This is a genomic window from Pseudomonas japonica, assembly GCF_013522925.1.
In the GTDB taxonomy this organism is placed as follows: Bacteria; Pseudomonadota; Gammaproteobacteria; order Pseudomonadales; family Pseudomonadaceae; genus Aquipseudomonas; species Aquipseudomonas japonica_A.
The window spans coordinates 76,738-100,885 of record NZ_JAAMQU010000007.1; the positions used below are offsets into that span (position 1 = coordinate 76,738).

A 24,148-nucleotide genomic window follows, 5' to 3' on the forward strand; every position below is an offset into this window, starting at 1 on the left:
AGCGGGTTACACCAGGCCCAGCCCGGTGAGGCAGAGGTCGATCAGCTTGATCCCCACGAACGGCACCACCAGCCCGCCCAGGCCATAGATCAACAGGTTGCGACGCAGCAGGTGCGCCGCGCTGCGGGCTTGTACCCGCACCCCTCGAAGCGCCAGCGGCACCAGCACGATGATGATCAGGGCGTTGAAGACGATGGCGGACAGGATGGCGCTCTGCGGGCTGGCCAGGTGCATGATGTTGAGCACATTCAGCTGCGGGTAGATGCCAGCGAACAGCGCCGGCAGGATGGCGAAGTATTTGGCTACGTCGTTGGCCACCGAAAAGGTCGTCAGCGCACCGCGGGTGACCAGCAATTCCTTGCCCACCCGTACCACATCCAGCAGCTTGGTGGGGTCGCTGTCCAGGTCCACCATGTTCGCCGCTTCGCGCGCGGCCTGGGTGCCTTCGTTCATGGCCACCCCCACATCGGCCTGGGCCAAGGCCGGGGCATCATTGGCCCCATCACCGCACATGGCCACCAGCCTGCCTTGCTCCTGCTCGGCCCGGATGCGTTCAAGCTTCCTCAGCGGCGTCGCTTCCGCGATCACGTCATCCACCCCGGCCTCGGCGGCAATGGCGGCGGCAGTCAGCGGGTTGTCGCCCGTCACCATCACGGTGCGAATACCCAGCGCGCGCAGCGACGCAAAGCGCTCACGAATCCCAGGCTTTACCACGTCCGTGAGCTCGATCACGCCCAGCAGGTTGTTGTCCCGGCTCACCAGCAGCGGCGTACCACCTCGTTGAGCAATGCGATCGACTTCCCGGGCCACGGGGGCAACGAGTTCGCTACGGGTGTTGCCGACGAACGCCAGCACCGCATCCACTGCGCCCTTGCGATAGCGCATGCCGTTGAGGTCCATGCCCGAGAGCCGGGTTTCGGCGCTGAACGGCACACCTGTACCGCCTTCTGCCACCGGCGGCTGGCCACCCACAAACTGAAGGATGGACTTGCCCTCGGCCGTGCTGTCGGCCAGTGAGGCAAACGCAGCGGCGGCAGCCAGGGCGTCCCGGCTTACGCCGGGTGCGGGCAAGAGGGCAGTACAGCGACGGTTACCGAAGGTGATGGTGCCGGTCTTGTCCAGCAGCAGCACCTGCACGTCGCCCGCCGCCTCCACGCCCCGACCGGACTTGGCAATCACATTCAGGCGCACCAGGCGATCCATGCCGGCAATGCCGATGGCCGACAGCAGCCCGCCGATGGTGGTGGGAATGAGCGTGACCAACAGCGCCAACAGGTACACCGCTGGCAGGTCCCCGCCTGCATACAGCGCGAAGGGCTGCAGGCTGGCCACCACCATCACGAAAATGAGCGTGAGGCCGATCAGCAGGCTGTCCAGCGCGATTTCGTTGGGGGTCTTCTGGCGACGGGCGCCCTCGACCAGAGCGATCATGCGGTCTACCGTGGATTCACCCGGGTTGCTGGACACCCTCACCAGCAGCCAGTCCGAAACCACCCGGGTATTACCGGTCACCGCCGAACGATCGCCACCGGACTCGCGAATGACCGGCGCCGATTCCCCGGTGATCGCGGCTTCGTCTACTGCGGCAATACCATCGATGACTTCGCCGTCGGCCGGGATCATTTCCCCGGCTTCCACCCTCACAATGTCACCCACGCGCAATACGCCGGCGGGCACGGGCTGGAAGGCACCGGTAACATCCTGGCGGCGGGCCAGCAAGCCCTGGCTGCCGCTGCGCAGGCTGTCTGCGCGGGCACGTCCGCGGCCTTCGGCGAGGGCTTCAGCAAAGTTGGCGAACAACACGGTAAACCACAGCCACAGCGCCAGTTGAGCGCCAAGGCTGGCGCTTACCGCCGCGTTCGGCAGCAGGCACAGCACGGTGGTGGCCACGGCAGTGAGCGCAACCACCAGCATCACCGGGGCGCGCCGCAGTTGGCGCGGGTCGAGCTTGAGGAAAGCCTGGCCCAGCGCGGGCAACCAAAGCCCTTTGAGGTGGGTGCTCGCGACCGGCTGCGCTGCAGCCACCGCGGCGGTTTCAAGCGGCATATTCATGGCAGGTTCTCAAAAGGCGTGGGAGAGTTGGTCGGCGATCGGCCCCAGCGCGAGCGCAGGGAGGAAGGTCAACCCACCGACCAGCAGGATGGTGAGGGTAAGCAGGGTGACGAACAGCGGGCCGTGGGTAGGGAAACTGTCTATACCAACCGGCGCGGGCTTCTTCGCTGCCAGGCAACCGGCCAGGGCAATCACCGGCACGATGTAGCCGAAGCGCCCTACCAGCATCGCCGCAGCCAACAGCAAGTTATGGACGGCGGTGTTGGCGCTGAAGCCGCCGAACGCCGAACCGTTGTTGGCCGCGGCCGATACGTAGCCATACAACAGCTCGCTGAAACCGTGGGCGCCCGGGTTGGCCAGCGCGGCGGGCGTGCCTGGAAGCAAGGCCGCGACGGCCGCCGGCACTAACGCCGCCAGCGGCATCACCAGCAAACTGATCACCAGCAGGCGTACTTCCCGGGCCTGGAGTTTCTTGCCCAGGTATTCCGGCGTGCGGCCGATCATCAAGCCGGCGAGGAACACAGCGGTGAGTACGAACAGCAGCATGCCGTAGAGGCCGGCGCCCACGCCGCCGAAAATCACCTCGCCCAGCATCATGTTCACCATCGCTACCATCCCGCTCAAGGGGTTGAGGCTGTCATGCATGCCATTCACCGAGCCGTTCGAAGCGGCCGTAGTAACCACGGCCCATAGCGTGGTTGCCGTGGTGCCGAACCGCGCCTCTTTGCCCTCAAGCGAGGGCTCGGTGGTCGCCAGCTGGGACAGCAGCTGCGGGTTGGGTTGGTATTCGGCCCATAGCGCCAGGCCGGTGCCAAGCGCTAGCAAGATCAGCATCGTGGCCAGAATCGCCCGGCTTTGGCGCAGGTCTTTCACGTAATGGCCAAACATGAACACCAGCGCGGCGGGAATACTCAAGATTGCCGCCAGCTCGAACAGGTTGCTCAAGGCCGTGGGGTTCTCGAACGGGTGTGCCGAGTTCACGCCGAAAAACCCACCGCCATTGGTGCCCAATTGCTTGATGGCGATCTGGCTGGCGACCGGGCCGAGCGGAATAAGCTGTTCGGCGCCCTGCACGGTGAGCGCGGGTACATAGTTGGAGAAGGTTTGTGGCACGCCCTGCCACACCAGCACCAGGGCGAACACCAGGCACAGGGGCAGCAGGCCATAGAGCGTGGCGCGGGTGAGGTCCACCCAGAAGTTGCCGACGGTCGCCGAGTTGCGCCGAGCAATCCCGCGACACAGCGCGGCCAGCACGGCCAGGCCCGTAGCGGCGCTTACGAAGTTCTGCACGGTAAGCCCGGCCATCTGGCTCAGGTAGCTGAGCGAGGCCTCGCCGCTGTAAGCCTGCCAGTTGGTATTGGTGACAAAGCTTACCGCTGTGTTGAATGCCAGCGTCCACTCCAGCCCCGGCAGCTGCTGCGGGTTGAGCGGCAATACCCCTTGCAGCATCAACAACCCGAACAGCAACGCCAGGCCGGCCAGGTTGAACGCGATCACCGCGCCCAGATAGGCCTGCCACCCCTGCTGGCGTGTGGGGTCGATCGCCACCAGCCGATAACAGGTCCGCTCGACCGGGCCCAGCAGCCGCCCCAGCGTGGTGGGCTCGCCTTCCATGATCCGATAGTAGAACCGCCCCAGCCATGGCGCAGGTCCCAACACCAACACCGCCACGCCCAGGATGAGCCAATAGTCATAACTGTGCATAATGGCGCTCCCGGTGGCTTGCCCGTCCCCGTTCGCGGCACGAGCACCCTGCTCTCCCGTCCATCTGATAATTCCTTTGCCAATGTGTGATCGAGGTGATCATTGTCGGGCGCCAAGGCGTAAAGGAACGAGGCCCAGAGCCCTGCCCCAGCGTAAAATCGCCGTAAAGTTTGCGTTGCGTCGGGCTACCGACCGGTGGCGTTCAGGCTTTTGTATCGGGGCCGATACATTTAAGAAACCTAGGCGACACGCAGTGCCCCTAAGCTGCCGCCATCCCGCACACGCTCTGCATCGGTTCCCCTTCGGCCCCGCTTTGGTCCGTATTGGCCGACCTTTGGCGAGCGCCTTGCGCGGCCCCTACAGCTATCGCCGCCCAACCTGGCCCGAGACGATCCCCGAATGAACACACCCCTGAGCCCCGCCCCTGATCGAGACAAGCTGAGTGCCATGGACGACGAAAAGCGCTGGAACACCCGCGCCCTGATCGTTGACGACGATGTGCCGATTCGTGAACTGCTGATCGACTACCTCGCCCGCTTCGGCATCCTGGGATTTGGCGTAAGTGATGGCGAAGCCATGCGCCAGGCCATGAAACACGAGGCCTTCGATGTGGTGGTGCTGGACCTGATGCTGCCAGGCGAAGATGGCCTGTCCCTGTGCCGGCACCTGCGCGCGGAATCGGACATTCCGATCCTGATGCTCACCGCCCGCTGCGAGCCTACCGACCGCATCATCGGGCTGGAGCTGGGCGCCGACGACTACATGGCCAAGCCCTTCGAGCCCCGCGAGCTGGTGGCACGCATTCAAACCGTATTGCGCCGCGTGCGTGACGACCGTACCGAGCAACGCGGCAACGTGCGTTTCGACAACTGGCGGCTGAACAGTGTGCTGCGCCAGCTCACCTCGGCCGAAGGCCTGGTGGTACCGCTATCCAATGCCGAATTCCGTTTGCTGTGGGTATTCCTCGAGCGGCCACGCCGCGTGCTCAGCCGTGAGCAGCTGCTGGACGCCGCGCGCGGGCGCTCCATCGAAGCGTTCGATCGCAGCATCGATTTGCTGGTGTCGCGCCTGCGGCAAAAGCTGGGCGACGATCCCAAGGCGCCCCAGCTGATCAAGACCGTTCGCGGCGAGGGCTACCTGTTCGACGCACGGGAAATCGGCTGATGCGCAAGGCCGATACGCTGTTCGCGAGGCTGTTCGGCGTCTCGGTGATTGCCATCATCCTGGCCCATCTCCTGGCGGTGATGTGGTTCCACTACTACGGCTTCCCCGGGCCACCCCCCGGCGGGCCGCATCCGCCAGCGCCGATGACGCAGCAACAGCCGCGGCCAGCGCCCGGCGCAATGGCGGAGCAACCGCCGCAGCCCGAAGAACTCGGCGGCCCCGGCCCTGGCGGCCCGGAACCCTTCGAACCCCCTCACGAGCGGCGATTCTTCGAGGGGCCCGTGGTGCCACTGACGTTCCAGATCATCATGCTGGTGATCGCAGCGTGGTGGGGCGCGCGTTGGCTGTCGCGGCCGATCCGCCGTTTCAGCGAAGCAGCCGAGCGGCTCAGCGAAAACCTCGACAGCCCGCCCATGGAAGAGACGGGCCCTGTCGAAGCGCGAAAGGCGGCGCATACGTTCAACCAGATGCAGCAACGCATCCGCGAACAGGTGCAGCAACGTGCTCGTATGCTGGGCGCCGTGTCCCACGACCTGCGCACGCCGCTGTCGCGGCTCAAGCTGCGGCTGGAGCAGATCGATGACGAAAAACTGCAAACCCAGATGCGCCAGGACCTGGACGATATGATCGGGATGCTGGACGCCACCCTGACGTACCTTCACGAGCGGCGCACCAGCGAAGTGCTGCAGTGGTATGACGTTCAGGCGCTGGTGGAGTCGCTGTGCGAGAACGCCCAGGACAACGGCTTGCCGGCAGATTCACGAGGCACATGCGCCCCTTTGCGGACCCAGCCGATGGCCTTGCGCTCCTGTCTGAGCAACCTCCTGGATAACGCACTCAGGTACGGCGGGCACACGTTGGTGGAACTGATCGATAGCCCCGGGCATGTGGTAATCCGGGTGATCGACCATGGCCCGGGCATCAGCGCCGAGAAGCGCGAAGCCGTGTTCGAGCCCTTCTTCCGGTTGGAAGGGTCGCGCAACCGCAACTCCGGTGGCGTAGGCCTGGGCATGACCATCGCCCGGGAAGCCGCGCAGCGGCTGGGGGGCAGCCTGGCGCTGGACGAAACGCCGGGCGGTGGCCTTACGGCCGTGGTTCGCTTGCCACGGGATTGATAGCGGCGGCGATACAGGGGCACACACCTGGCAGCCCCTCACCTGCCGCTACGCGCCCAATCAGGTAGCCACAGGCTCCTTGGCCCAATCGGTCACCAGCCGGTAGCCAACCGCCAGCAAGGTGGGCCCGAGGAACAGGCCGATAAAGCCGAACGCCAACAGCCCACCAAACACCCCCAGCAGTACGATCACAAGTGGCAGGTCGCCGCCGCGGCTGATCAGGTAGGGCTTGAGCACGTTGTCCACGCCGCTGATCACGAAGGTGCCCCACAGGCCCAGGAACACCGCCATGCCGTAGTGCTCCTGCCACACCAGCCAGCCCACGGCGGGTATCCAGGCCAGCGGCGGGCCCATTGGAATGAGGCTGAGCAGGAAGGTGCCGATGGCCAGCACCAGCGCACCAGGTACGCCGGCGATCATGAACCCGATCAGCGCCAGCAGCGCCTGGGCGGCCGCAGTACCGATCACGCCATTGACGACCCGCTGCACGGTGTCTGCCACCAGATCCAGGTAATACTTTCCGCGCTCCCCCATCAGCCGCTCCAGCAGGCGCAGCACGAATGCCGAGATGCGCGGCCCGTCGCGGTAGAAAAAGAAGGTGAAAACCAAGGCCAGCGCGAGCTCGACCAGCCCGCTGCCCAGGCGCGCGCTGCGGCCCAGCAGCCAATTGCCCACTTGCCCCAGGTGCGGCCGCAGCCCTTGGAAAAACGCCGCGCCCTGGGCATCCATGGTTGCCCACAAGCGCCCCAGCCGGTCGCCCACCAACGGCACGTTAGCCACCCAATCCGGTGGTGGTGGCAACCCCTCAAGCTGAACATCGCGAACGAACGCCGTGGCGTCGCGTACATGGTCCGCCAGGTTGAAGCCCAGCCATACCAGCGGCAGCAATACCAGCAGTATCCAGACACCCGTGAGGATTGCCGCCGCCAAGGTGGGCCGGCCACCTAGGGCAGCGGTGAGCCGGCGCATCAGCGGCCAGCTGGCGTACGCCAGGATCGCGCCCCATAACAGCGCCGAAACAAAAGGCAGCATCACCCAGATGCACGCCACCAGCATCAGCAGCAGGGCAATCTGCATCAACAACCGATCGGTGCTGATCATCGAACGATCTCCATCTTCAACCCCTGGCCTGCGGTGTCCCCGACACTGAGGCGATTCGCCCGCACCCCAGAGCCCGCCAGAGCAGCTACCCACTGATCCGCCGCAGCCCCGCTCAGGCGCAGGCGCACCGCGCTGTCGAAGCTGAGCACACGTGCCAGCAGCGCAACCCAGTCCGCAGCCGGCGGTGGCACCAGTTCAGGGAAGGACACCTCTCCAGCCTCTCGCAATTCGCGCAACACAGTGCCGGGGGTAGGCAGCACCTGCCCCAAGGGAGCACTCGGCGCGAAGGTTTCGACATGCAGGGCAACCCGACGGTTGCCGCGCAGTACACAGTAGACCGCCACCAGCGTGTCGGTGCCCTCACGTGCCTGGCGAACGAGCAGGAACGCCTGCTGGTCATCACTGCCAAGCAGCCGGGTATTGGCGAGGATGTCGTTGGACCAGAGGTTGCTTTCGCCACACTCGCGGCCTTCGCACCAGAACAGCGCCCGGTTGCCTTCGCCCTGGAGCGCCAGCCGCGCGATCTTGAACACATCGGCGGCGTTACGCTCTGCGGGCAGTTCCCAGGTTGCCGAGGCGAGTTCGCCATGGGCCTGCAGGCGGCCATCCATGCGCAATGCCCCGCCGATCCGCCGAAGCGGGCCCAGCGGGTACAAGCGTTCGGCGGCCTCAGGGCCTCGCTGGTCCAGCACCTGGCCGTCTTCAGGCTGAAGGGCGGTTACCGCGCTGGGCGCGACATCGGCCTGGGCGGTAACCGCGCAGAAGAGCAGGCTGGGCAACCACAGCAAGCGGCGCCCGTAGAGGGCGCGGGCAAAGGCGGGACGGATAGAAGGAAACGGCATTGAGGACTCCCTGTTAACCGGGCAAGGGTCGGCAGTCCATGCCATCAAGTCAAGGCGGGGTAAAGAAACGATTGATACAGGCTGCTACAAGGCCAGCCCCCGCGTCATCATCAAGGTGCAAATGATGCCCCCCTGGCAAACGGACCCGCTCAAAGGGCAGGCGTTCCAGTAAATCTCCGAGGCCGACCAACAGCCCTGCCTCGGCCAGTATCAAAAGGGTGGGGCATTCGATACGCAGCACCATTTCCACGGCCTGTGCCCGCTCCAGCCGCACCGGCGTGGTCAGGGTAAGGCGGTTGTCGCTGCGCCAGGTGAAACCACCTTCCACCGGTTGCAAGCCGCGCTCTACCAACAGCCAAGCGGCGCTTTCAGTGACCGGCAACCCGCTCCGGCTGCGTGCGCGCACTGCTTGATCGACGCTGGCATAGAACGGTTTGCGCCGGGTGCCGTGCGCCAGTTGCTCGCGCAAGGCCTTGCCCAACCGCTGCGCGGGATGGTCGGGAGAGCTTTCGGGGGGAACCACACCTTCGATCAATACCAGCCGTTCCACCCGCTCAGGCATAGCAGCGGCCAGCTGTGCGGCCACGATCGCGCCCATGGAATGGCCGATCAGCGAGAAGCGTTCCCAGCCCAGCTGGTCGGCGACTTGTAGCACATCCCGGGCGTACTCCCAATGAGGGTACAACCCGCCGGCAGGGCGATGTTCAGACAGCCCGTGGCCGGCCAGGTCCAGTGCCAGCACACGCAAACCCGGCAGGCGAGGCATCAGGCGAGCGAAGGAGTTGGCGTTGTCCAGCCAGCCATGCAACGCAATCACTGGCGCGCCGTTTTCAGGCCCATGCAGCCTGCCGGCCAGCTCGATATGGGGCAGGCGCACCCGGAGTTCATTGAAGAGGTCTGTCATGCGGCTTCGGCCTTCCAGCGGCGCAATACTGCGCGGATCAGTTCAGCGGTCTCCAGGGGCCGCTCCAGCGGAAACATATGCCCGCCAGGCACCAGGTGGAACTCCCCTCGCGGCAGCCGGCGGGCATTGCGGGCGTGGTGGCGCAGCACTACGCGGCTCGCCTCGCCGCCGATAACCGCCAACGGTAGTGCCAGGCGGCTTGGCCGACCCGGGCTTATGTGGGGCACGCTGCGGTAGATGCGAATTTCGGTATCGGGATCGAAGGCAAGCCGCAGCCCCTCCCCGTCCGGCTTGAGCCCATGTTGAAGATACGCCTCCAGGCAGTCGGGATCGAAACCACGAAACAACGCCTTGCTACGAAAGTACGCCAGTGCGCTGTCTCGATCGGTGAAACGCTCCCGGCGGCCCAGCGTGCGCCCGGCCGGGGTGATCCGGTCGATCAATCCAAAGCGCTTGGCGGCGCGGATCAGCCACTGGTCACTGCTGCCCAGCAACGGCGAATCCAGCATGATCACGCCGCGATAACGGCTAGGTTGGCGCAGCGCAGCATGCAAGTGCAGCACCCCGCCCAGCGAATGGCCTACCCCCCACACCGGCTCGGGTTCGTCTTCCAGATGGTGCAGCAGCTCGTCTACCAGTGCAGCCCAGTTGTCCTGCACCGGAAAGCGCGGATCGTGCCCGTGCTGCTCAAGGTGCTTGACGGTGAACTCGGGCGCCAGCGCCGAAAACAGCTTGCCGTAGGTGGCCGAAGGAAAGCCATTGGCATGGGCGAAGAATAGCGTTTCCGGCATGGGCGCAGGCTCGGTGGGCGGATGACTCGCCGATTGTGGCCAGCCCCTGCCCCGGCCTACAACGCGCGAATCGGCCATCGGCAAGGGCGTACAGGTCAGCCTTGGGTTTGCCCCGCCGGTGGCACCTGACCCAGCGGTACCACCGCCACCGTAAGCCGTGAGATGCAGCTGGGCTTGCCCTGGCCATCCACCAGGCGGATATCCCACACATGGGTGGTGCGGCCGATGTGCACCGGGCGCGCTGTGGCGGTGACCCGGCCACTGCGTACGCCTCGCAGGTGGTTGGCGTTCACCTCCAGCCCCACGCAATAGAAGCGGCTAGTGTCCACGCACAGCATGCTGGCCATGGAGCCGACGCTTTCGGCCAGCACCACCGAGGCGCCGCCGTGCAGCAGGCCGAAGGGCTGATGGGTGCGCGCGTCCACCGCCATGCTGGCGGTCACGAAATCTTCGCCGATGGCTTCGAAACGAATATCCAGCAGCTCGCCAATGGTGTTTTTCTGGCGGGCGTTGAGGGCGTCCAGGTCAGGCAGTGTTTGCCACAGGCTCATGGGTGAGGTCCTTGTCAGTGACTATGGCGCAGGCTGCGCAGGGTCATCAGGCCGGCCAGGAGCGCGGGGCCTTCCAGCCGGGCCAGGCTTGCCGTGCCCATGGCATGCACGCTGGCACGCTCGCCCCGGTCCAGCAAGCCAAGCAGCATGCCTACCAGCGGCTGGTGGCTCACCAGCAACACCTGATCCAGGCCAAGGCGGTCAAGCTCGGCCACCACGCGGTCGGGGTCGCTGTCGGGGGTAAGCCAATCCACCGTTTGCAGCGCCACGCTCTGGCCCAATGCGGTTTGCACCAGCCGAGCGGTTTCCTGGGCCCGGGTGTAAGGGCTGGCGAGAATCTTCTGCAACGGCTCGGCCATCAGGTGCGCGGCGCTGCGCAGCACTTCCTCGCGGCCGGTGCGGGTAAGCGCCCGGGCCGGATCCGGGGCCGTGTTGGCCGCTTCACCATGGCGCAAGATCCATACGGTTTTCAGACGGGCTTCGCTCACAGATGAGGCTCCCGGTCACGCACGTCGGTGGGCGCTGGCGGCACCGAATGCGGCACCTCGCCTTCGGCCGACCGCGCGGCTGGCCACTCGGAGAACGGCCAGGGTTTGCGTTCGCTGTGGAAACAGCCAAAACGGCCAATGTCGGCCATATATTGGCTGAGGCTGTCGCCGAAGCTCATCAGGCCAGCATTGGGTGCGCTATAGATGAGGCGATACAACAACTGCAGCAGCACAACGGCACCAAGCACCAGCTGGGCAACCTGCCACACCAATAGGAACAGCAGCATCCACACGATGCGCAGGGCGATCGATTCCTGCTCGGGCTGGAAACGGGGGGGCGTAGTCATGGTAAGTCCTCAGGCGAAGCCGCTATCGGGGATGAAGTCCACGTCGGTCTTGGGGTCGCCGGTCATCAGCGCCCCGATCACCTGATCGAGGGTGCGCCCCTCGAACAGGATCGCATGCAAACCGGCAACCAACGGCATGTAGATCTGCAGCTCGTCGGCCCGGGCCTTGAGCACCTTGAGCGTGTTCACCCCTTCGGCCACTTCCCCGAGGCGGGTGACAGCGGCTTCCAAGGTAAGCCCTTCGCCCAGCGCATGGCCTACCTGGTAGTTACGGCTTTTGGGCGATGAACAGGTAACGATGAGGTCGCCCACTCCGGCCAGGCCCAGGAACGTCATGGGGTTGGCGCCTTGGCTCACGGCAAACCGGGTCATCTCCGCCAGCGCCCGGGTGATCAGCATGCTACGGGTGTTTTCACCCATGTTCAGGGCGGCCGCCAGCCCGGCGATGATGGCGTACACGTTCTTCAAGGCGCCGCCCAGTTCCACGCCGAAGCGGTCACTGCTGGCGTACACGCGAAACCGCCGCCCGTGCAGCGCTGCTTGTACGGCCCGGCACAGGGCTTCGTCCGCGCTGGCGACGACGGTAGCGGTAAGCTCGTGTTCGGCGATTTCGCGCGCCAGGTTAGGGCCCGAAATCACCCCAAGGCGCGCCGCCGGTGCGATTTCCTCGAGGATTTCGCTCATCAGCTTGAAGGTGTTGGCTTCTATGCCCTTGGTAAGGCTGACCAACATTTTTCCCGCCAACACCCCAGCATGGGGGGCCAGTACCGATCGCAAGGCGCTGGACGGCAGCGCCACGAACAGCAACTCGCTGCCTTCCAGCACGCTGGAAAGGTCAGTGGTGGGTTCCACGGCGGGATGGAGCTTTATCCCCTTCAGGTACCGCGGGTTCTCCCTGGCCGTACGCATGGCCTCGGCCTGTTCGGGGTCGCGCATCCACTGCCGTACCCGATGGCCGTTCTCGCCCAGCAGGTTGGCCACCGCAGTGCCGAAGCTGCCTCCGCCGAGTACCGCGATCGGTTGCTGTTCAGACATATAGACTTCCATTGGGACCTGAGTAGACGGTTCGTCATTATACGGAGCGATACTTGCAGAGCCACCCCCGGCGCCGCCGACCTGGCCGCGCCGACCATCGCCGGAAACCTGGAAGGACGCCGGCAACTCTGGAAATGTTCCGGATCCCGGGTAAGATGCCCGCTTCCGAGCCGATGCCATTAAATAGCGATCAGCATGCCACGCCCTCGCAACAGAGTAGCCCGCCCGTGAATATACGTTGGAGCGGGGATATTCACGCCAGAACACAGATCATCAGCCTGGGCCCGGCCCTGTTGCTGACGTTGCTGTTGATCTGCTTCTTTACCTACGTACGAATCCAGGACCTGCGCCAGGAAATGACCCACACCGGCCAGCTGATCGCCAATCAGCTGGCACCGGCGGCGGAGTATGGGGTACTGGCCGATAACACCGAAGTCCTCGACGGCCTGCTTCGGGCTACCTTGAGCATTCCGCACGTGCGCTTCCTTGAAGTGCAGGACCGGGACGACGACATCGTGGTGTACCTGGAGCAACCCGCCAACGGCAATGCGTCGGTGACCCCGGTGCAGGTGTTCCAGGCCCCTATCCGGCTGCAGCGGTACGCCACCAGTGGTGAATTCAAGCGCAGCGTGAGCGGCGCTGATCACGCGGACGACTACCTGGGGCGGGTGGTGGTAGGCATGTCTGACGATGCCTTCAATGAGCGACAGCAGGAAATTCTTATCAAGGCCGGCGTGCTTGCGCTGTTCACCTTGGCCGCAACGTTTCTGATGGCACGGCGCCTATCCCGCGGGCTGTCGCAGCCTATTCGCAACATGGGCGCGGCAGTGAAGGCGATTCGCCAAGGAGACTTCAAGGCGACCTTGCCCGTGGAGGTAAACAGCGAACTGGGCGCCCTGGCGCAGCATATCAATGACCTGGCCCAAGGGCTGGAGCAGGCCAGCCGCGAACAGCGCGAAGCCATGGAGCAATTGATCCATACCCGGGAAGAGGCGGAACGGGCCAACAACGCCAAGACCGAATTCCTGGCGATGATGAGCCACGAATTGCGCACCCCCATGAACGGCGTGCTGGGCATGTTGCAGCTGCTCGAAACCACCCCGCTCAACGACGAGCAGCACGAATACGCGGTACTTGCCACGCAGTCCACCGAGCACCTGCTCAAGGTGATCAACGACATTCTCGATTTCTCGCGCATCGAGCGTACCGGGCTGGAACTCGAACACATCCCCTTCAATCTTGGGGAGTTGTTCAGTGAATGCGTGCATTCTTTCCAGCACAGCGCGCAACAGGGCGGGCTCACCCTCACCCTTGACGCAGACCCAGGCTTCAATGAATGGCAGGTGCTGGGCGACCCCACGCGTATCCGGCAGATACTGGTGAACCTCATCGGCAACGCATTGAAATTCACCGAGCACGGTAGCGTGACGGTAGAACCGCGTTGCCAGGTGCTAGACGACCGGCTGATCTGGCTCAGTTGCCGGGTGGCCGACACCGGCATCGGCATCGACCCCGAAGCGCTCGAGCGTATGTTCGTGGCGTTTCAGCAGGCCGACAGTTCCATTTCCCGGCGTTACGGCGGCACGGGCCTTGGCCTTCCGATTGCCCGCAACCTTGCCGAACGCATGGGCGGCACCCTGCGCGCCCAGAGCAACGAAGGAAGCGGCTCGGTGTTCACCCTCGAAATGCCGTTGGCCTTGAGCCACAAGCCGGCCCCGGCCAAGCAGAGCAATGCCCTTGTGCCACGAACCAATGCCCCGGCGGAGGGTCACAATCATCACGTATTGCTGGTGGAGGACAACCCGGTCAACCAGACAGTCATCGAGGCCATGCTGCGCAGCCTGGGTTACGAGGTAAGCGTGGTAGGTGATGGAGCGCAGGCGGTCGACAGCGTGCGCCAGCAGACCTTCGACGCGGTATTGATGGACTGCCGGTTACCCATTGTGGATGGTTATGAGAGCACCCGGCGCATTCGGCGCTTGCCAGAGCGCAACGGGCTCCCCATCATTGCGCTTACTGCCAATGCCCTGCTGGGTGACCGCGAAGCCTGCCTGGAGGCCGGCATGGACGATTATCTGGCCAAGCCGTTCAAGCGTACTGATCTCCAGCAGTTGCTGCAGCGCTGGCTGGCGTGAGTGGCGCAGTATCACCTCTGCAAAGCGGCGCACAACGGTGGTACAGTGCGCCGCCTTGAACTGCACGCCTTGCGGCGCGCCGCGTCAGCGGGTCACGTATTCAAACGGATTGGCAGGGATCAGACCGCCATCCTGTGACTTTAACCACAACGCATTAGTCTATGACTAGGCTGCCGGCCTGGGGAAACACGCCCCTTTTTTAGCCGGCCGGGATGATTTGCCCCCTGCCCGGCAGGGACCATTGAGGAGCTCGCATGACCAAACAACACGCCTTTACTCGGGAAGACCTGCTGCGCTGCAGTCGCGGCGAGCTGTTCGGCCCAGGTAACGCGCAATTGCCCGCCCCTAACATGCTGATGGTGGATCGCATCACCCACATCAGCGAGGAAGGCGGCAAGTACGGCAAGGGTGAATTGGTCGCCGAACTGGATATCAACCCCGACCTGTGGTTCTTTGCCTGCCACTTCGAAGGCGACCCGGTAATGCCGGGCTGCCTGGGCCTGGATGCCATGTGGCAGCTGGTCGGTTTCTTCCTGGGCTGGCAAGGCCTGCCGGGCCGCGGCCGTGCCCTGGGGTCGGGCGAGGTCAAATTCTTTGGCCAGGTATTGCCTGAAGCCCGCAAAGTGACCTACAACATTCATATCAAGCGCGTGCTCAAGGGCAAGCTGAACATGGCCATCGCCGATGGCACGGTCAGTGTTGACGGCCGCGAGATATATACCGCCGACGGCCTGCGTGTCGGCGTGTTCACGTCCACCGAAAACTTCTAAGGGTTACTCGCATGCGCCGCGTCGTTATCACGGGTCTAGGCATCGTTTCATGCCTGGGCAATGACAAAGACACCGTTTCCGCCAACTTGCGCGCAAACCGCCCCGGCATCCGCTTCAACCCGGAATACGCCGAAATGGGCCTGCGTAGCCAAGTCTCCGGTTCGGTAGACCTGAACCTCGAAGAACTGATCGACCGCAAGGTCTACCGCTTCGTTGGCCATGCCGCCGCGTACGCCTACCTGGCGATGCAGCAGGCCATCGCGGATTCCGGCCTCAATGAAGATCAAGTGTCGAACCCGCGTACCGGGCTGATTGCCGGTTCCGGGGGCGCCTCCACGCTGAACCAGATGGAAGCGCTGGACATCCTTCGCGAAAAAGGCGTGAAGCGCGTCGGCCCGTATCGGGTCACCCGCACCATGAGCAGCACGGTATCGGCCTGCCTGGCCACGCCTTTCAAGATCAAGGGCCTGAACTACTCCATCGCTTCGGCATGCGCCACCAGCGCGCATTGCATCGGTGCGGCCATGGAGCAGATCCAGCTCGGCAAGCAGGACGTGGTATTCGCCGGCGGTGGTGAAGAAGAACACTGGACCCAGTCGTTCCTCTTCGATGCCATGGGCGCCCTGTCTTCGCAGTACAACGAAACGCCGGAAAAAGCCTCCCGCGCCTACGACGCCAAGCGTGACGGCTTCGTCATCGCAGGCGGCGGCGGCATGGTAGTGGTCGAGGAGCTGGAGCACGCCCTGGCTCGTGGCGCGAAGATCTACGCCGAAGTGGTCGGCTACGGTGCTACCTCCGACGGCTATGACATGGTAGCCCCTAGCGGCGAAGGCGCGATCCGCTGCATGCAGCAGGCCCTGGCAACGGTCGACACCCCGATTGATTACCTGAACACCCACGGCACTTCCACGCCGGTAGGTGATGTGGCGGAAATCAAGGGCATTCGTGAAGTATTCGGTGACAAGGCTCCGCCCATCAGCTCTACCAAGAGCCTGTCGGGCCACTCGCTGGGCGCCGCAGGCGTGCACGAGGCCATTTACTGCATGCTGATGATGGAAGGCAACTTCATCGCAGGTTCGGCGAACATCGACGAGCTGGACCCCGCCGTGGCCGACATGCCAATCCTGCGGGAAACCCGCGAGAACGTGCAGCTCAACACCGTGATGAGCAACAGCTTCGGCTTTGGTGGCACTAACGCCACCCTGGTGCTCAAGCGCTGGGAAGGCAAATAAGCGGCAAGCTGCAAGCTGCAAGTAGAAGCTAAAAGCAAAAGCAGCATGATGACGGCGCTCCCATGGGGGCGCCGTTTGTTTGTGCGCTACACTGCTGCCACTTGCCACTTGCAGCCTCATCAGGAGCCTTCATGGCCATCGCGTCATTGATTACCCCTCGGCAGGAGAGCGTCGGCGGCCAACCCATTCTGCGCCCCTTGCCCTCCGCTCAATGCCGCAGCGTGGGCCCTTTCGTCTTCTTCGATTACATCCTGCCTCATGACTACCCGCCCGGGCAGGGCATGAACATTCACCAGCACCCCCATATCGGCCTTTCCACGCTGACTTACCTGTTCGAGGGTGAGCTGCTGCACAAGGACAGTCTGGGCTCCGAGGAGCGGGTGGCGCCTGGCCAGGTGAGCTGGATGACCTCCGGTAATGGCATCGCCCACATCGAGCGCACCCCTGACGACCTGCTGCAAGCCGGCAGCCGGCTACATGGCCTGCAGGTGTGGCTGGCCATGCCCAAGGCCAAGGAACAGGACGATCCGACCTATTACTACTTCGAGGCCGACGAGCTGCCTTCCCACGAGGAAGGTGGCGTACGCATCACGCTAGTGGCGGGCCACGGGTTCAGGCAGATTGCGCCTGTGCCGGTGCTCTCCCCTACCCTGTATGCGATCGTGGAAATGACTGCGGGCAGCTCGCTGTTGATTCCCGACGAACATTCGCAACGGGCTGTGTTCCTGCTCGAAGGCGAAGCCTACCTGGGTGCTGACCCTTTGCAGGCCCATACCCTGGTAGTGCTGGAGGAAGGGGTGGAAGCCAGCCTGAGCACTACCAGCAGCGCACGCCTGGCACTGATAGGTGGCGCGCCACTGGACGGCCCTCGCCGCATGAACTGGAACTTCGTGGCCAGCGACCCGGCCCTGATAGAGCAGGCTCGCGCTCGCTGGGCCGTAGGGGACTGGCCGCAAGTGCCAGGCGAGGCCGGGCGCATCGAGCTGCCCAGCCCGTCACGCCGGGGTTAAAGCTGGGGCTGGAACACTTCAGCAAACAGGTTGTGCATCGCCTGGAAAGCCCGGTCCGAGATCTTCTTGTCGTACATCTGCTTGCCCGGGTTGTTGGCTTCGGGGTCAGTGAACGAGTGGTAGGCGCCGCCGTAGCTGATCAATTGCCAGTCCACGTTCGCGGCGTTCATTTCTTCGGTGAACGCCGGCAACTGCTCCTTGGGTACCAGCGGGTCCGCATCCCCGTGCATCACCAGCACCGCGCCCTTGATATTGCTCGCATCGGCCGGGTTCGGGGTATCCAGGGTACCGTGGAACGACACCGCAGCCTTCAGCGCAGCGCCATCGCGGGCCAGTTCAAGCGCACAGCAACCGCCGAAACAGAAGCCGAAGCTGGCCAGGTTGGCGCTGTCCACGGTCGCGAAGCTCTGCTCGGTAAGTTGCTTGAGCGCCGCCTGCATGCGAGTACGCAGCAAGCCACGATCGTTTTTCAACGGCATCATGGCGGCAAGCGCGCCGTCGGCATCCGAAGGGCGTACAGCCTGGCCGTACAGGTCGGCTACAAGCACCACATAGCCCTGCGACGCAACAGCCTGGGCGATGCGTTCCGCGCCTTCGGAAACGCCCATCCAGTTCGGCGCCATGACCAGGCCCGGGCGCGGTGATTTGATATCGGCATCAAAAACCAGCCGGCTTTCGTAAGCCGCGCCGTCTACCTGATAAACCAACGACTCAACGGTGATGGTGCTCATTGATTGCTCCTGATTGCCCCAAAGGTATGTCTCAAAAAAGAAGCCCGCCGTAGCGGGCTTCCATCACACAGGCGTTAAGCTGACAACTCGATCAACAGCTTGTTCAGGCGCCGCACGTACGCAGCCGGGTCTTTCAGGCTATCGCCGGCAGACAATGCAGCCTGGTCGAACAGGATGTGGGCGAAGTCCGCGAAGCGGTCTTCATCGGGTTCGTGGTCCAGCTTTTCCACCAGCGGGTGAGACGGGTTGAACTCGAAGATCGGTTTGGAATCCGGAACCTTCTGCCCGCTTGCCTCAAGGATCTGACGCATCTGCAAGCCCATGTCGTGCTCACCAATGGCCAGGATGGCTGGCGAGTCGGTCAGGCGATGCGATACACGCACCTCGCTCACGGTGTCGCCCAAGGCGGTTTTCAAGCGCTCTACCAGGCCTTCCTTCTCCTTGGCTACAGCTTCCTGGGCCTGCTTGTCTTCTTCGCTGTCCAGTTTGCCCAGGTCGAGGTCGCCGCGCGCCACATCGGTCAGCGCCTTGCCGTCGAAATCGGTGAGGTAGCTCATCAGCCATTCGTCGATGCGGTCGGTGAGCAACAGCACTTCGATGCCTTTCTTGCGGAAGACTTCCAGGTGCGGGCTGTTTTTGACCTGCGCGTAGCTGTCGCCAGTGAGGTAGTAGATCTTGTCCTGCCCTTCCTTGGCCCGGCTCAGGTAGTCGGCCAGGGAAACGGATTGCTCCCCGCTCTCGTCATGGGTGGACGCGAAGCGCAGCAGGCCGGCGATCTTTTCCTTGTTGGCGAAGTCTTCGGCGGGGCCTTCCTTCAGTACCTGGCCGAAGTTCTTCCAGAAGGCCTTGTACTGCTCGGGGTCGTTCTTGGCCAGCTTGTCCAGCATGTCCAGCACGCGCTTGGTGAGCGCGGACTTCATCGAGTCGATGATCGGATCTTTTTGCAGGATTTCACGGGAAACGTTCAGCGACAGGTCGTTGGAGTCCACCACGCCCTTGATGAAGCGCAGGTACAACGGCAGGAACGACTCGGCCTGGTCCATGATGAACACGCGTTGCACATACAGCTTGAGGCCACGCGGGGCTTCGCGGTGATACAGGTCGAATGGCGCGCGCGCCGGCACATACAGCAGCGAGTTGTATTCCAGCTTGCCTTCGACCTTGTTATGGCTCCAGCTCAGCGGGTTCTCGAAGTCATGGGAGATGTGCTTGTAGAACTCCTGATACTCCTCGTCCTTGATCTCGGTGCGAGGGCGGGTCCAGAGCGCGCTGGCACGGTTCACGGTTTCCCAGCCAGGCTCGGCAGCTTCTTCGCCTTCGGCGGCGGCTTGCTCCTTGGGCAACTCGATCGGCAGCGCGATGTGATCGGAGTACTTCTTGATCACGTTGCGCAGGCGCCAGCCATCGGCGAACTCGCTTTCGTCCGCTTTGAGGTGCAGCACGATACGGGTACCCCGCTCGGCCTTCTCCACGGTGGCGACTTCAAACTCGCCCTCGCCCTTGGAGGACCAGTGCACGCCTTCGCTGGCAGGTGCGCCGGCGCGGCGGCTGAACACCTCCACCTGGTCGGCGACGATAAAGGCCGAGTAGAAGCCCACACCGAACTGGCCGATCAGGTGCGAGTCCTTCTTCTGGTCACCGGTGAGGTTTTTCATGAAGTCTGCGGTACCGGACTTGGCGATGGTACCGAGGTGGGCAATGACTTCGTCACGGCTCATGCCGATGCCGTTGTCATCGATGGTCACGGTTTTCGCGTCCTTGTCGAAGGTCACGCGGATTTTCAGTTCCGCGCCACCCTCGAGCAATTCAGGCCGGGCCAAGGCTTCGAAGCGCAACTTGTCCACTGCGTCGGAAGCGTTGGAGATCAGTTCGCGAAGGAAGATCTCCTTGTTGGAATACAGCGAATGAATCATGAGGTGCAACAGTTGTTTCACCTCGGTCTGGAAGCCCAGGGTTTCCTTTTGAGTTTCCACACTCATTTGTTCGAACTCCAATGCTGATTGGCACAAGCCGCCAGGCGGCGCGGACTGCCCGGCTCACGGGCGGGATGTTCAGCAGATGGGGGCAGCGCGGGCGATTTCAAGGGCCAGGGGTGCAAGGCGCCGACGCCCCGGAAGGCAGGAACTTAACGGACCCGGCTGGGTTCGAAGGCACGTAATGATTAACCATAAGGAGAAACACCCCATGCAAAAGACTTTCGCCTATGCCTTGATGCTGGCAGCGACCCTGGGCCTTGCCGCCTGCGATAACGCGTCCGACAAAGCCAAGGACGCCCAGGATCATAAAGAAAACGCCCAACAGCAAATGGACAAAGCTCAGGACCACGTGAACGACGCGGCCAAGGAAAACGCCAAGGCCAACCAGGACGCCGCCGAAGCCCATCAGAAGGCTACCGAGGAAAGCACCCCGGCAAACGGCAACGCCCCTGCTCCAGAAGCTGCTCCAAAGCAGTAATACGCTCCGGCCTGCCCTGCAACCCGGCCCGCCTCAAGCAACACCGGCGGCCGGGCTTTATATCAGCGCCTGGTTCACTGCGTCGATCAGCCGCGCCATGTGTGCTTCGCCATACCGCTGATCGATCGGCAAGGGCAACATGCATTCAGCCCACTGCCTGGCCACCTCGCAACTCCCGCCTGCTTCCAGCACATCCTTCCAGTACGTCGCGATATAAATCCGTTGCCGTGCCAGTTCAGCACGCACCCGCTCTGCTTGCGTCGCGCTTTCGAGCAGCAGCGGATAGCACATGGGTGCAAGCCCGTCGTGCAGTGCTATTTCATAGCGGTTGAGCTTTGCAAACGCCGTGTGAAGGCAGCCAAGGTTCGCCCGCCGCCGCGCCGCGATGGTTGCATAATCGACGCCTTGCAGCAGCCGGGCTGTCAGCGAAGACATGCCGCGCATACCCTCCTCCCGAATACCTCGCTCCACGTCAACATAACTGCCGTACCAAGGCTCGGGGCCGTCTTCGAGCCGGCCGAGCAATGCGCCGAAGCGACCTTTGCTGTGGGTAGCTGCAGGCGGCTGCAGGGCAGCAGGCCCGTTGAGCAGCCAGCCACCATCGGGCACACCCATGAACTTGCGCGGCGAATACAGCGTAGGCACCCCTTTGGGAGGGCTTGCGAACAGAGCCTGGGCGTGGTCGGCAATCAGCTGCCCCGTATACCGCGGGGCCAGCTCGGCTTCGATAAAGGGGGTTTTATAGCCGAAGTAATTGACGTAGAGGAGCGCTTCGCCTGTATCCAGCGAGGGCAGCTCGGTAGGCTGCAGCCGGTTATCGAGGGAATATCGCCGCAGTTCGACGCCGCTGCGCTGCGCGGCCTCGACCATGGTGCCGCAGGTGTACCAGGGGAGATAAAGGCGCCGGGTGCCGCTTTGTAGCAGTAGCGCCTCGAAGGCATAACGCGCGCTGTTGTACCCCAGCGCCACGGGGTACAACGCTTCGCCAGAGGGAACCTCCAGCTCGAAATAACCACCGATGGCATCGCTCATGATCCCTCCCTGGGCCCGACGGTTGCCGGTTCGCTGTAGCAGCGTAGCACTCGCCTTCGCCCAAGGGTAAGGCCTTGCAGTAAACAAGGCCTTGTAAGGGGGGCTAGCCCTGGGCGCGTTCGGCGCGGCCGGCAAGCACCCGATCACACACCACCGCGATGGCCAGGGTAGCGACGGACGGGATCAACCACGCCAGGTTCTGCTGGCTCAGCGGAAGGTTTGCCAATGCCGCCGGCAGGTGTTCCGCCCATGGCGTAGCCTTGAACGCATCGATGCCGCCAAACAGCAGCGAGACAACCGCCACGGGCGCAACCACGCCCATGGGAGAGCGCCAGAGGTTTTGCACGAAACTCAGCGCTACCAGCACGATGCAGGGCGGATAGATTGCCGTGAGGATCGGAATGGATACCGCGATCAGCCGGGTGAGCCCAAGATTGGAAACCAGCAACGAGAACGCCGCCAGCAGCAGTACCAGGGTGCGATAGGACAGCGGCAGCAAGCCGCTGAAATATTCGGCGCAGGCGCAGGTAAGGCCAACCGCGGTGACGAGGCAGGCCAGCGATATCAGCACTGCCAGGAACATGCTGCCCAGGTCACCAAAGGTATGTTGCACGTAGGCATGCAGCACTTCAGCGCCGTTGGCCGCGCCAGTGGCAATGATGTGGCTTCCCGAACCCAGGCGGAACAGGCTCAGATAAACGAGCACCAGACCTATGCCGGCAATCAGCCCGGCGATCACGGCATAGCGAGTCACCAGGCGCGGCGACTCGATCCCACGCGAGCGAATGGCATTGACGATCACGATGCCAAACACCAGCGCGCCAAGGGTATCCATGGTCAGGTAGCCATTGATGAACCCCAGCGAGAACGGAGCGGCCTGATACTCGGCGGTGGCTTCCCCAACCGGGCCGGCGGGGTGCAGGAAGGCCACGGTCCCCAGCGCGGCGAGCGCCAGGATCTTGAGCGGAGCGAGGAAACGACCCACCGTGTCCAACAGGCGGCCCGGGTACAGCGATACCAGCGCGACCACGCTGAAATACACCACACTGTAGATAAGCAGCGGCAACGGCCCATCACCGGTGAGCGGCGCCAGGCCTACGGTGAAGGATACGGTAGCGGTACGCGGGGTAGCGAACAACGGGCCTACCGCCAGGTAGCAGACCACCGCAAGCAAAACGCCGGCAAAGCGCCCCAGAGGACTGCTGAGCGCATCGATGCTGCCACCGACCTTGGCCAGGGCCACGACGGTGAGCACAGGCAGGCCCACGGCGGTCACCAGGAAGCCAAGCGCGGCAAGCCACACATAGGGCCCGGACTGCAAACCGACGATAGGAGGGAAAATGATATTGCCAGCGCCCACGAAGAGGGCGAATGTCATGAAACCGAGTGCCAGAATATCCTGGCCTTTAAGCACTTTCATTTTGCGGGACCATACTGCAGACGAACGAAGGATAGGGAGGTTTCCCGCAAGGTAGAGGGAAAGGGGGCCACCGGGTTCGGCAGACGCTTCCAGAGGCCCTTGTGGGGCTATTGGAAGGTGGCGAAGGATAGCGAAAACACCGGGCGAATGCACCCGCCCAGGGCAGCCGCGCGACCGACGCACCGGGATTGTGCGGCGATCTGCCGCAGTAAATTTTTACTGAATGTAAAACCTTAAGGCAAAACAAGAGTCTATGGTGTCAGACACTTGCGCCGCACCGCTCGGAGGATGTAACCATGGCAGCACAGATGGTGGCCCAGTTTCACGCAAGGGACGCTGAAGGGCGCGTGTACCCTGTTCAAGCCTTCCAGAATGCCTTTCTGCCCGACGGAAGCACTGACGAAGCCTCCCCACTCACGTATCGCCTGGCCATTGGCGATCGCGTAAACCACTTGGGTGATGACCGCTTCATGCTGGTGCAGAGCGGCATCGAGATCGTCCGTATTCCTTAAATGGTGAAGAGGCCGGCTTCAGGCCTCTTCTACCCACAGCGCCGCACCGCCCGCCGCCTTGGCGATTCGCTCCAGGTGCGCAACGTGAGCGGCCAGCTCTGCTTCCGTGGCCATGATGATACGGCCCAGCGGCCGGTTGGCTGGTAGCCTGCGAACCTGGCTACCCTGCTCATCTCCACCCTCCTCGGTGTCCCCGTTGCCGGCCAATGACAGGCTGGTCTGGCCGCCTGTCATTGCGAGATAAACGTCTGCGAGCAACTCGGCGTCCAGCAACGCGCCGTGAAGCGAACGCTCGCTCAGGTCAACGCCATACCGCTTGCATAACGCGTCCAGGCTGTTGCGCTGGCCAGGGTGGCGCGCGCGCGCCAGGCCGAGCGAGTCGACGATGGTGCAGTACTGGCTCAGGTCGGCGCGATCGGCCTGGCCCAGCAGGGCGAACTCGTTGTTGAGGAAGCCGACGTCGAACGCCGCGTTGTGGATGACCAGGGTGGCGCCCCGGATGTACTCGTAGAACTCGTCCGCCACTTCGGCAAAACGGGGCTTGTCGCGCAGGAACTCGGACGTGATGCCGTGAACCCCGATTGCGCCTTCGTCGCTGTCGCGGTCCGGCTGCAGGTAAATGTGGAAGTTGTGCCCGGTCAATCGACGCCCCACCACCTCGACACAGCCGATTTCCAGCACACGGTGGCCATCGGTCACCGGCATGCCAGTGGTTTCGGTGTCGAGTACGATGATCCGCTGCGCGGTTATGGGCATGT

General features: G+C 63.5%; 23 protein-coding genes. 8 read left to right on the top strand and 15 right to left on the bottom strand.

Annotated elements, in window-relative coordinates; genetic code table 11:
- Positions 1–6: 6 nt before the first annotated feature.
- Both kdpB and kdpA read right to left on the bottom strand, forming a co-directional pair.
- Complete coding sequence (kdpB, locus tag G7016_RS12880; RefSeq protein WP_181114742.1) at positions 7–2,052, bottom strand: potassium-transporting ATPase subunit KdpB; 2,046 nt, start codon at positions 2,050–2,052, stop codon at positions 7–9.
- Positions 2,053–2,061: 9 nt separating this feature from the next.
- Positions 2,062–3,756 (bottom strand): potassium-transporting ATPase subunit KdpA, encoded by a 1,695-nt coding sequence (gene kdpA, locus G7016_RS12885; protein WP_181114744.1) that lies wholly within the window; start codon positions 3,754–3,756, stop codon positions 2,062–2,064.
- A 399-nt stretch (positions 3,757–4,155) separates the two neighbouring features.
- On the opposite strand from kdpA, the gene G7016_RS12890 reads away from it, so the two are divergent.
- Positions 4,156–4,920 (top strand): response regulator, encoded by a 765-nt coding sequence (locus tag G7016_RS12890; RefSeq protein WP_181114746.1) that lies wholly within the window; start codon positions 4,156–4,158, stop codon positions 4,918–4,920.
- Positions 4,917–6,035, top strand: a complete 1,119-nt coding sequence (locus tag G7016_RS12895; protein ID WP_181115196.1) for a sensor histidine kinase — start codon at positions 4,917–4,919, stop codon at positions 6,033–6,035. The genes G7016_RS12890 and G7016_RS12895 overlap by 4 nt, the downstream gene beginning before the upstream one ends.
- A gap of 60 nt (positions 6,036–6,095) precedes the next feature.
- On the opposite strand, the gene G7016_RS12900 is transcribed toward G7016_RS12895, so the two are convergent.
- The 8 genes from G7016_RS12900 to G7016_RS12935 form a co-directional block, all read right to left on the bottom strand.
- Positions 6,096–7,136, bottom strand: coding sequence for an AI-2E family transporter (locus G7016_RS12900; protein WP_181114748.1), 1,041 nt, complete (start codon positions 7,134–7,136; stop codon positions 6,096–6,098).
- Positions 7,133–7,978: a DUF4892 domain-containing protein gene (locus G7016_RS12905; protein WP_181114750.1), complete on the bottom strand. Its 846-nt coding sequence runs from the start codon at positions 7,976–7,978 to the stop codon at positions 7,133–7,135. The genes G7016_RS12900 and G7016_RS12905 overlap by 4 nt, the downstream gene beginning before the upstream one ends.
- Before the next feature lie 49 nt (positions 7,979–8,027).
- The gene (locus tag G7016_RS12910; protein WP_181114752.1) at positions 8,028–8,882 is read right to left on the bottom strand and encodes an alpha/beta fold hydrolase; all 855 of its coding nucleotides are present in this window, start codon (positions 8,880–8,882) and stop codon (positions 8,028–8,030) included.
- The gene (locus G7016_RS12915) at positions 8,879–9,673 is read right to left on the bottom strand and encodes an alpha/beta fold hydrolase (protein WP_181114754.1); all 795 of its coding nucleotides are present in this window, start codon (positions 9,671–9,673) and stop codon (positions 8,879–8,881) included. Before G7016_RS12915 ends, G7016_RS12910 begins: the two co-directional genes overlap by 4 nt.
- 95 nt (positions 9,674–9,768) lie before the next feature.
- Entirely contained in the window at positions 9,769–10,224 is a 456-nt protein-coding gene (locus G7016_RS12920; protein ID WP_181114756.1) for a hotdog fold thioesterase, read from the bottom strand.
- 14 nt (positions 10,225–10,238) lie between these two features.
- Positions 10,239–10,712: a phosphohistidine phosphatase SixA gene (sixA, locus tag G7016_RS12925; RefSeq protein ID WP_308812164.1), complete on the bottom strand. Its 474-nt coding sequence runs from the start codon at positions 10,710–10,712 to the stop codon at positions 10,239–10,241.
- Positions 10,709–11,059 carry a DUF4389 domain-containing protein gene (locus G7016_RS12930; protein ID WP_181114758.1) on the bottom strand — a complete coding sequence of 117 codons (351 nt, stop codon included), beginning with the start codon at positions 11,057–11,059 and terminating at the stop codon, positions 10,709–10,711. The genes sixA and G7016_RS12930 overlap by 4 nt, the downstream gene beginning before the upstream one ends.
- A 9-nt stretch (positions 11,060–11,068) precedes the next feature.
- Positions 11,069–12,094, bottom strand: a complete 1,026-nt coding sequence (locus G7016_RS12935) for an NAD(P)H-dependent glycerol-3-phosphate dehydrogenase (RefSeq protein ID WP_181114760.1) — start codon at positions 12,092–12,094, stop codon at positions 11,069–11,071.
- A gap of 227 nt (positions 12,095–12,321) precedes the next feature.
- Between G7016_RS12935 and G7016_RS12940 the strand changes: the two genes are divergently transcribed.
- The 4 genes from G7016_RS12940 to G7016_RS12955 all read left to right on the top strand — a co-directional run bounded on the left by G7016_RS12940 (position 12,322) and on the right by G7016_RS12955 (position 17,241).
- Positions 12,322–14,229 (top strand): response regulator, encoded by a 1,908-nt coding sequence (locus tag G7016_RS12940; protein ID WP_308812165.1) that lies wholly within the window; start codon positions 12,322–12,324, stop codon positions 14,227–14,229.
- 254 nt (positions 14,230–14,483) lie between these two features.
- Positions 14,484–14,999: a 3-hydroxyacyl-[acyl-carrier-protein] dehydratase FabA gene (gene fabA / locus G7016_RS12945; protein ID WP_181114762.1), complete on the top strand. Its 516-nt coding sequence runs from the start codon at positions 14,484–14,486 to the stop codon at positions 14,997–14,999.
- A gap of 11 nt (positions 15,000–15,010) precedes the next feature.
- Positions 15,011–16,231, top strand: a complete 1,221-nt coding sequence (fabB, locus tag G7016_RS12950) for a beta-ketoacyl-ACP synthase I (RefSeq protein WP_181114765.1) — start codon at positions 15,011–15,013, stop codon at positions 16,229–16,231.
- 131 nt (positions 16,232–16,362) lie between these two features.
- Positions 16,363–17,241 (top strand): pirin family protein, encoded by an 879-nt coding sequence (locus G7016_RS12955; RefSeq protein ID WP_181114768.1) that lies wholly within the window; start codon positions 16,363–16,365, stop codon positions 17,239–17,241.
- Here the strand turns inward: G7016_RS12955 and G7016_RS12960 are convergent.
- Together G7016_RS12960 and htpG are read right to left on the bottom strand one after the other, a co-directional pair.
- Positions 17,238–17,972, bottom strand: coding sequence for a dienelactone hydrolase family protein (locus G7016_RS12960; protein ID WP_181114770.1), 735 nt, complete (start codon positions 17,970–17,972; stop codon positions 17,238–17,240). The two genes, G7016_RS12955 and G7016_RS12960, sit on opposite strands and share 4 nt — an antisense overlap.
- Before the next feature lie 74 nt (positions 17,973–18,046).
- Entirely contained in the window at positions 18,047–19,951 is a 1,905-nt protein-coding gene (htpG, locus tag G7016_RS12965; RefSeq protein ID WP_181114772.1) for a molecular chaperone HtpG, read from the bottom strand.
- Positions 19,952–20,156: 205 nt separating this feature from the next.
- On the opposite strand from htpG, the gene G7016_RS12970 reads away from it, so the two are divergent.
- Positions 20,157–20,426 carry a hypothetical protein gene (locus G7016_RS12970; protein ID WP_181114774.1) on the top strand — a complete coding sequence of 90 codons (270 nt, stop codon included), beginning with the start codon at positions 20,157–20,159 and terminating at the stop codon, positions 20,424–20,426.
- Positions 20,427–20,483: 57 nt separating this feature from the next.
- Here G7016_RS12970 and G7016_RS12975 read toward each other — a convergent pair whose 3' ends face one another.
- Positions 20,484–21,458, bottom strand: a complete 975-nt coding sequence (locus tag G7016_RS12975) for a hypothetical protein (RefSeq protein WP_181114776.1) — start codon at positions 21,456–21,458, stop codon at positions 20,484–20,486.
- 103 nt (positions 21,459–21,561) lie between these two features.
- Positions 21,562–22,878 carry a branched-chain amino acid transport system II carrier protein gene (gene brnQ / locus G7016_RS12980; RefSeq protein WP_181114778.1) on the bottom strand — a complete coding sequence of 439 codons (1,317 nt, stop codon included), beginning with the start codon at positions 22,876–22,878 and terminating at the stop codon, positions 21,562–21,564.
- A 296-nt stretch (positions 22,879–23,174) separates the two neighbouring features.
- Between brnQ and G7016_RS12985 the strand changes: the two genes are divergently transcribed.
- Positions 23,175–23,390, top strand: coding sequence for a hypothetical protein (locus G7016_RS12985; RefSeq protein ID WP_181114781.1), 216 nt, complete (start codon positions 23,175–23,177; stop codon positions 23,388–23,390).
- Positions 23,391–23,408: 18 nt separating this feature from the next.
- On the opposite strand, the gene dnaQ is transcribed toward G7016_RS12985, so the two are convergent.
- Positions 23,409–24,146, bottom strand: a complete 738-nt coding sequence (gene dnaQ, locus G7016_RS12990) for a DNA polymerase III subunit epsilon (RefSeq protein ID WP_181115202.1) — start codon at positions 24,144–24,146, stop codon at positions 23,409–23,411.
- Positions 24,147–24,148: the final 2 nt, after the last annotated feature.

Bases quoted from the DNA above. Each gene is read 5' to 3' on its own strand.
- kdpB (WP_181114742.1), bottom strand. From the start codon at position 2,052: ATGAATATGCCGCTTGAAACCGCCGCGGTGGCTGCAGCGCAGCCGGTC.
- kdpA (WP_181114744.1), bottom strand. From the start codon at position 3,756: ATGCACAGTTATGACTATTGGCTCATCCTGGGCGTGGCGGTGTTGGTG.
- G7016_RS12890 (WP_181114746.1), top strand. From the start codon at position 4,156: ATGAACACACCCCTGAGCCCCGCCCCTGATCGAGACAAGCTGAGTGCC.
- G7016_RS12900 (WP_181114748.1), bottom strand. From the start codon at position 7,136: ATGATCAGCACCGATCGGTTGTTGATGCAGATTGCCCTGCTGCTGATG.
- G7016_RS12905 (WP_181114750.1), bottom strand. From the start codon at position 7,978: ATGCCGTTTCCTTCTATCCGTCCCGCCTTTGCCCGCGCCCTCTACGGG.
- G7016_RS12910 (WP_181114752.1), bottom strand. From the start codon at position 8,882: ATGACAGACCTCTTCAATGAACTCCGGGTGCGCCTGCCCCATATCGAG.
- G7016_RS12915 (WP_181114754.1), bottom strand. From the start codon at position 9,673: ATGCCGGAAACGCTATTCTTCGCCCATGCCAATGGCTTTCCTTCGGCC.
- G7016_RS12920 (WP_181114756.1), bottom strand. From the start codon at position 10,224: ATGAGCCTGTGGCAAACACTGCCTGACCTGGACGCCCTCAACGCCCGC.
- G7016_RS12930 (WP_181114758.1), bottom strand. From the start codon at position 11,059: ATGACTACGCCCCCCCGTTTCCAGCCCGAGCAGGAATCGATCGCCCTG.
- G7016_RS12935 (WP_181114760.1), bottom strand. From the start codon at position 12,094: ATGTCTGAACAGCAACCGATCGCGGTACTCGGCGGAGGCAGCTTCGGC.
- fabA (WP_181114762.1), top strand. From the start codon at position 14,484: ATGACCAAACAACACGCCTTTACTCGGGAAGACCTGCTGCGCTGCAGT.
- fabB (WP_181114765.1), top strand. From the start codon at position 15,011: ATGCGCCGCGTCGTTATCACGGGTCTAGGCATCGTTTCATGCCTGGGC.
- G7016_RS12955 (WP_181114768.1), top strand. From the start codon at position 16,363: ATGGCCATCGCGTCATTGATTACCCCTCGGCAGGAGAGCGTCGGCGGC.
- G7016_RS12960 (WP_181114770.1), bottom strand. From the start codon at position 17,972: ATGAGCACCATCACCGTTGAGTCGTTGGTTTATCAGGTAGACGGCGCG.
- htpG (WP_181114772.1), bottom strand. From the start codon at position 19,951: ATGAGTGTGGAAACTCAAAAGGAAACCCTGGGCTTCCAGACCGAGGTG.
- G7016_RS12970 (WP_181114774.1), top strand. From the start codon at position 20,157: ATGCAAAAGACTTTCGCCTATGCCTTGATGCTGGCAGCGACCCTGGGC.
- G7016_RS12975 (WP_181114776.1), bottom strand. From the start codon at position 21,458: ATGAGCGATGCCATCGGTGGTTATTTCGAGCTGGAGGTTCCCTCTGGC.
- brnQ (WP_181114778.1), bottom strand. From the start codon at position 22,878: ATGAAAGTGCTTAAAGGCCAGGATATTCTGGCACTCGGTTTCATGACA.
- G7016_RS12985 (WP_181114781.1), top strand. From the start codon at position 23,175: ATGGCAGCACAGATGGTGGCCCAGTTTCACGCAAGGGACGCTGAAGGG.
- dnaQ (WP_181115202.1), bottom strand. From the start codon at position 24,146: ATGCCCATAACCGCGCAGCGGATCATCGTACTCGACACCGAAACCACT.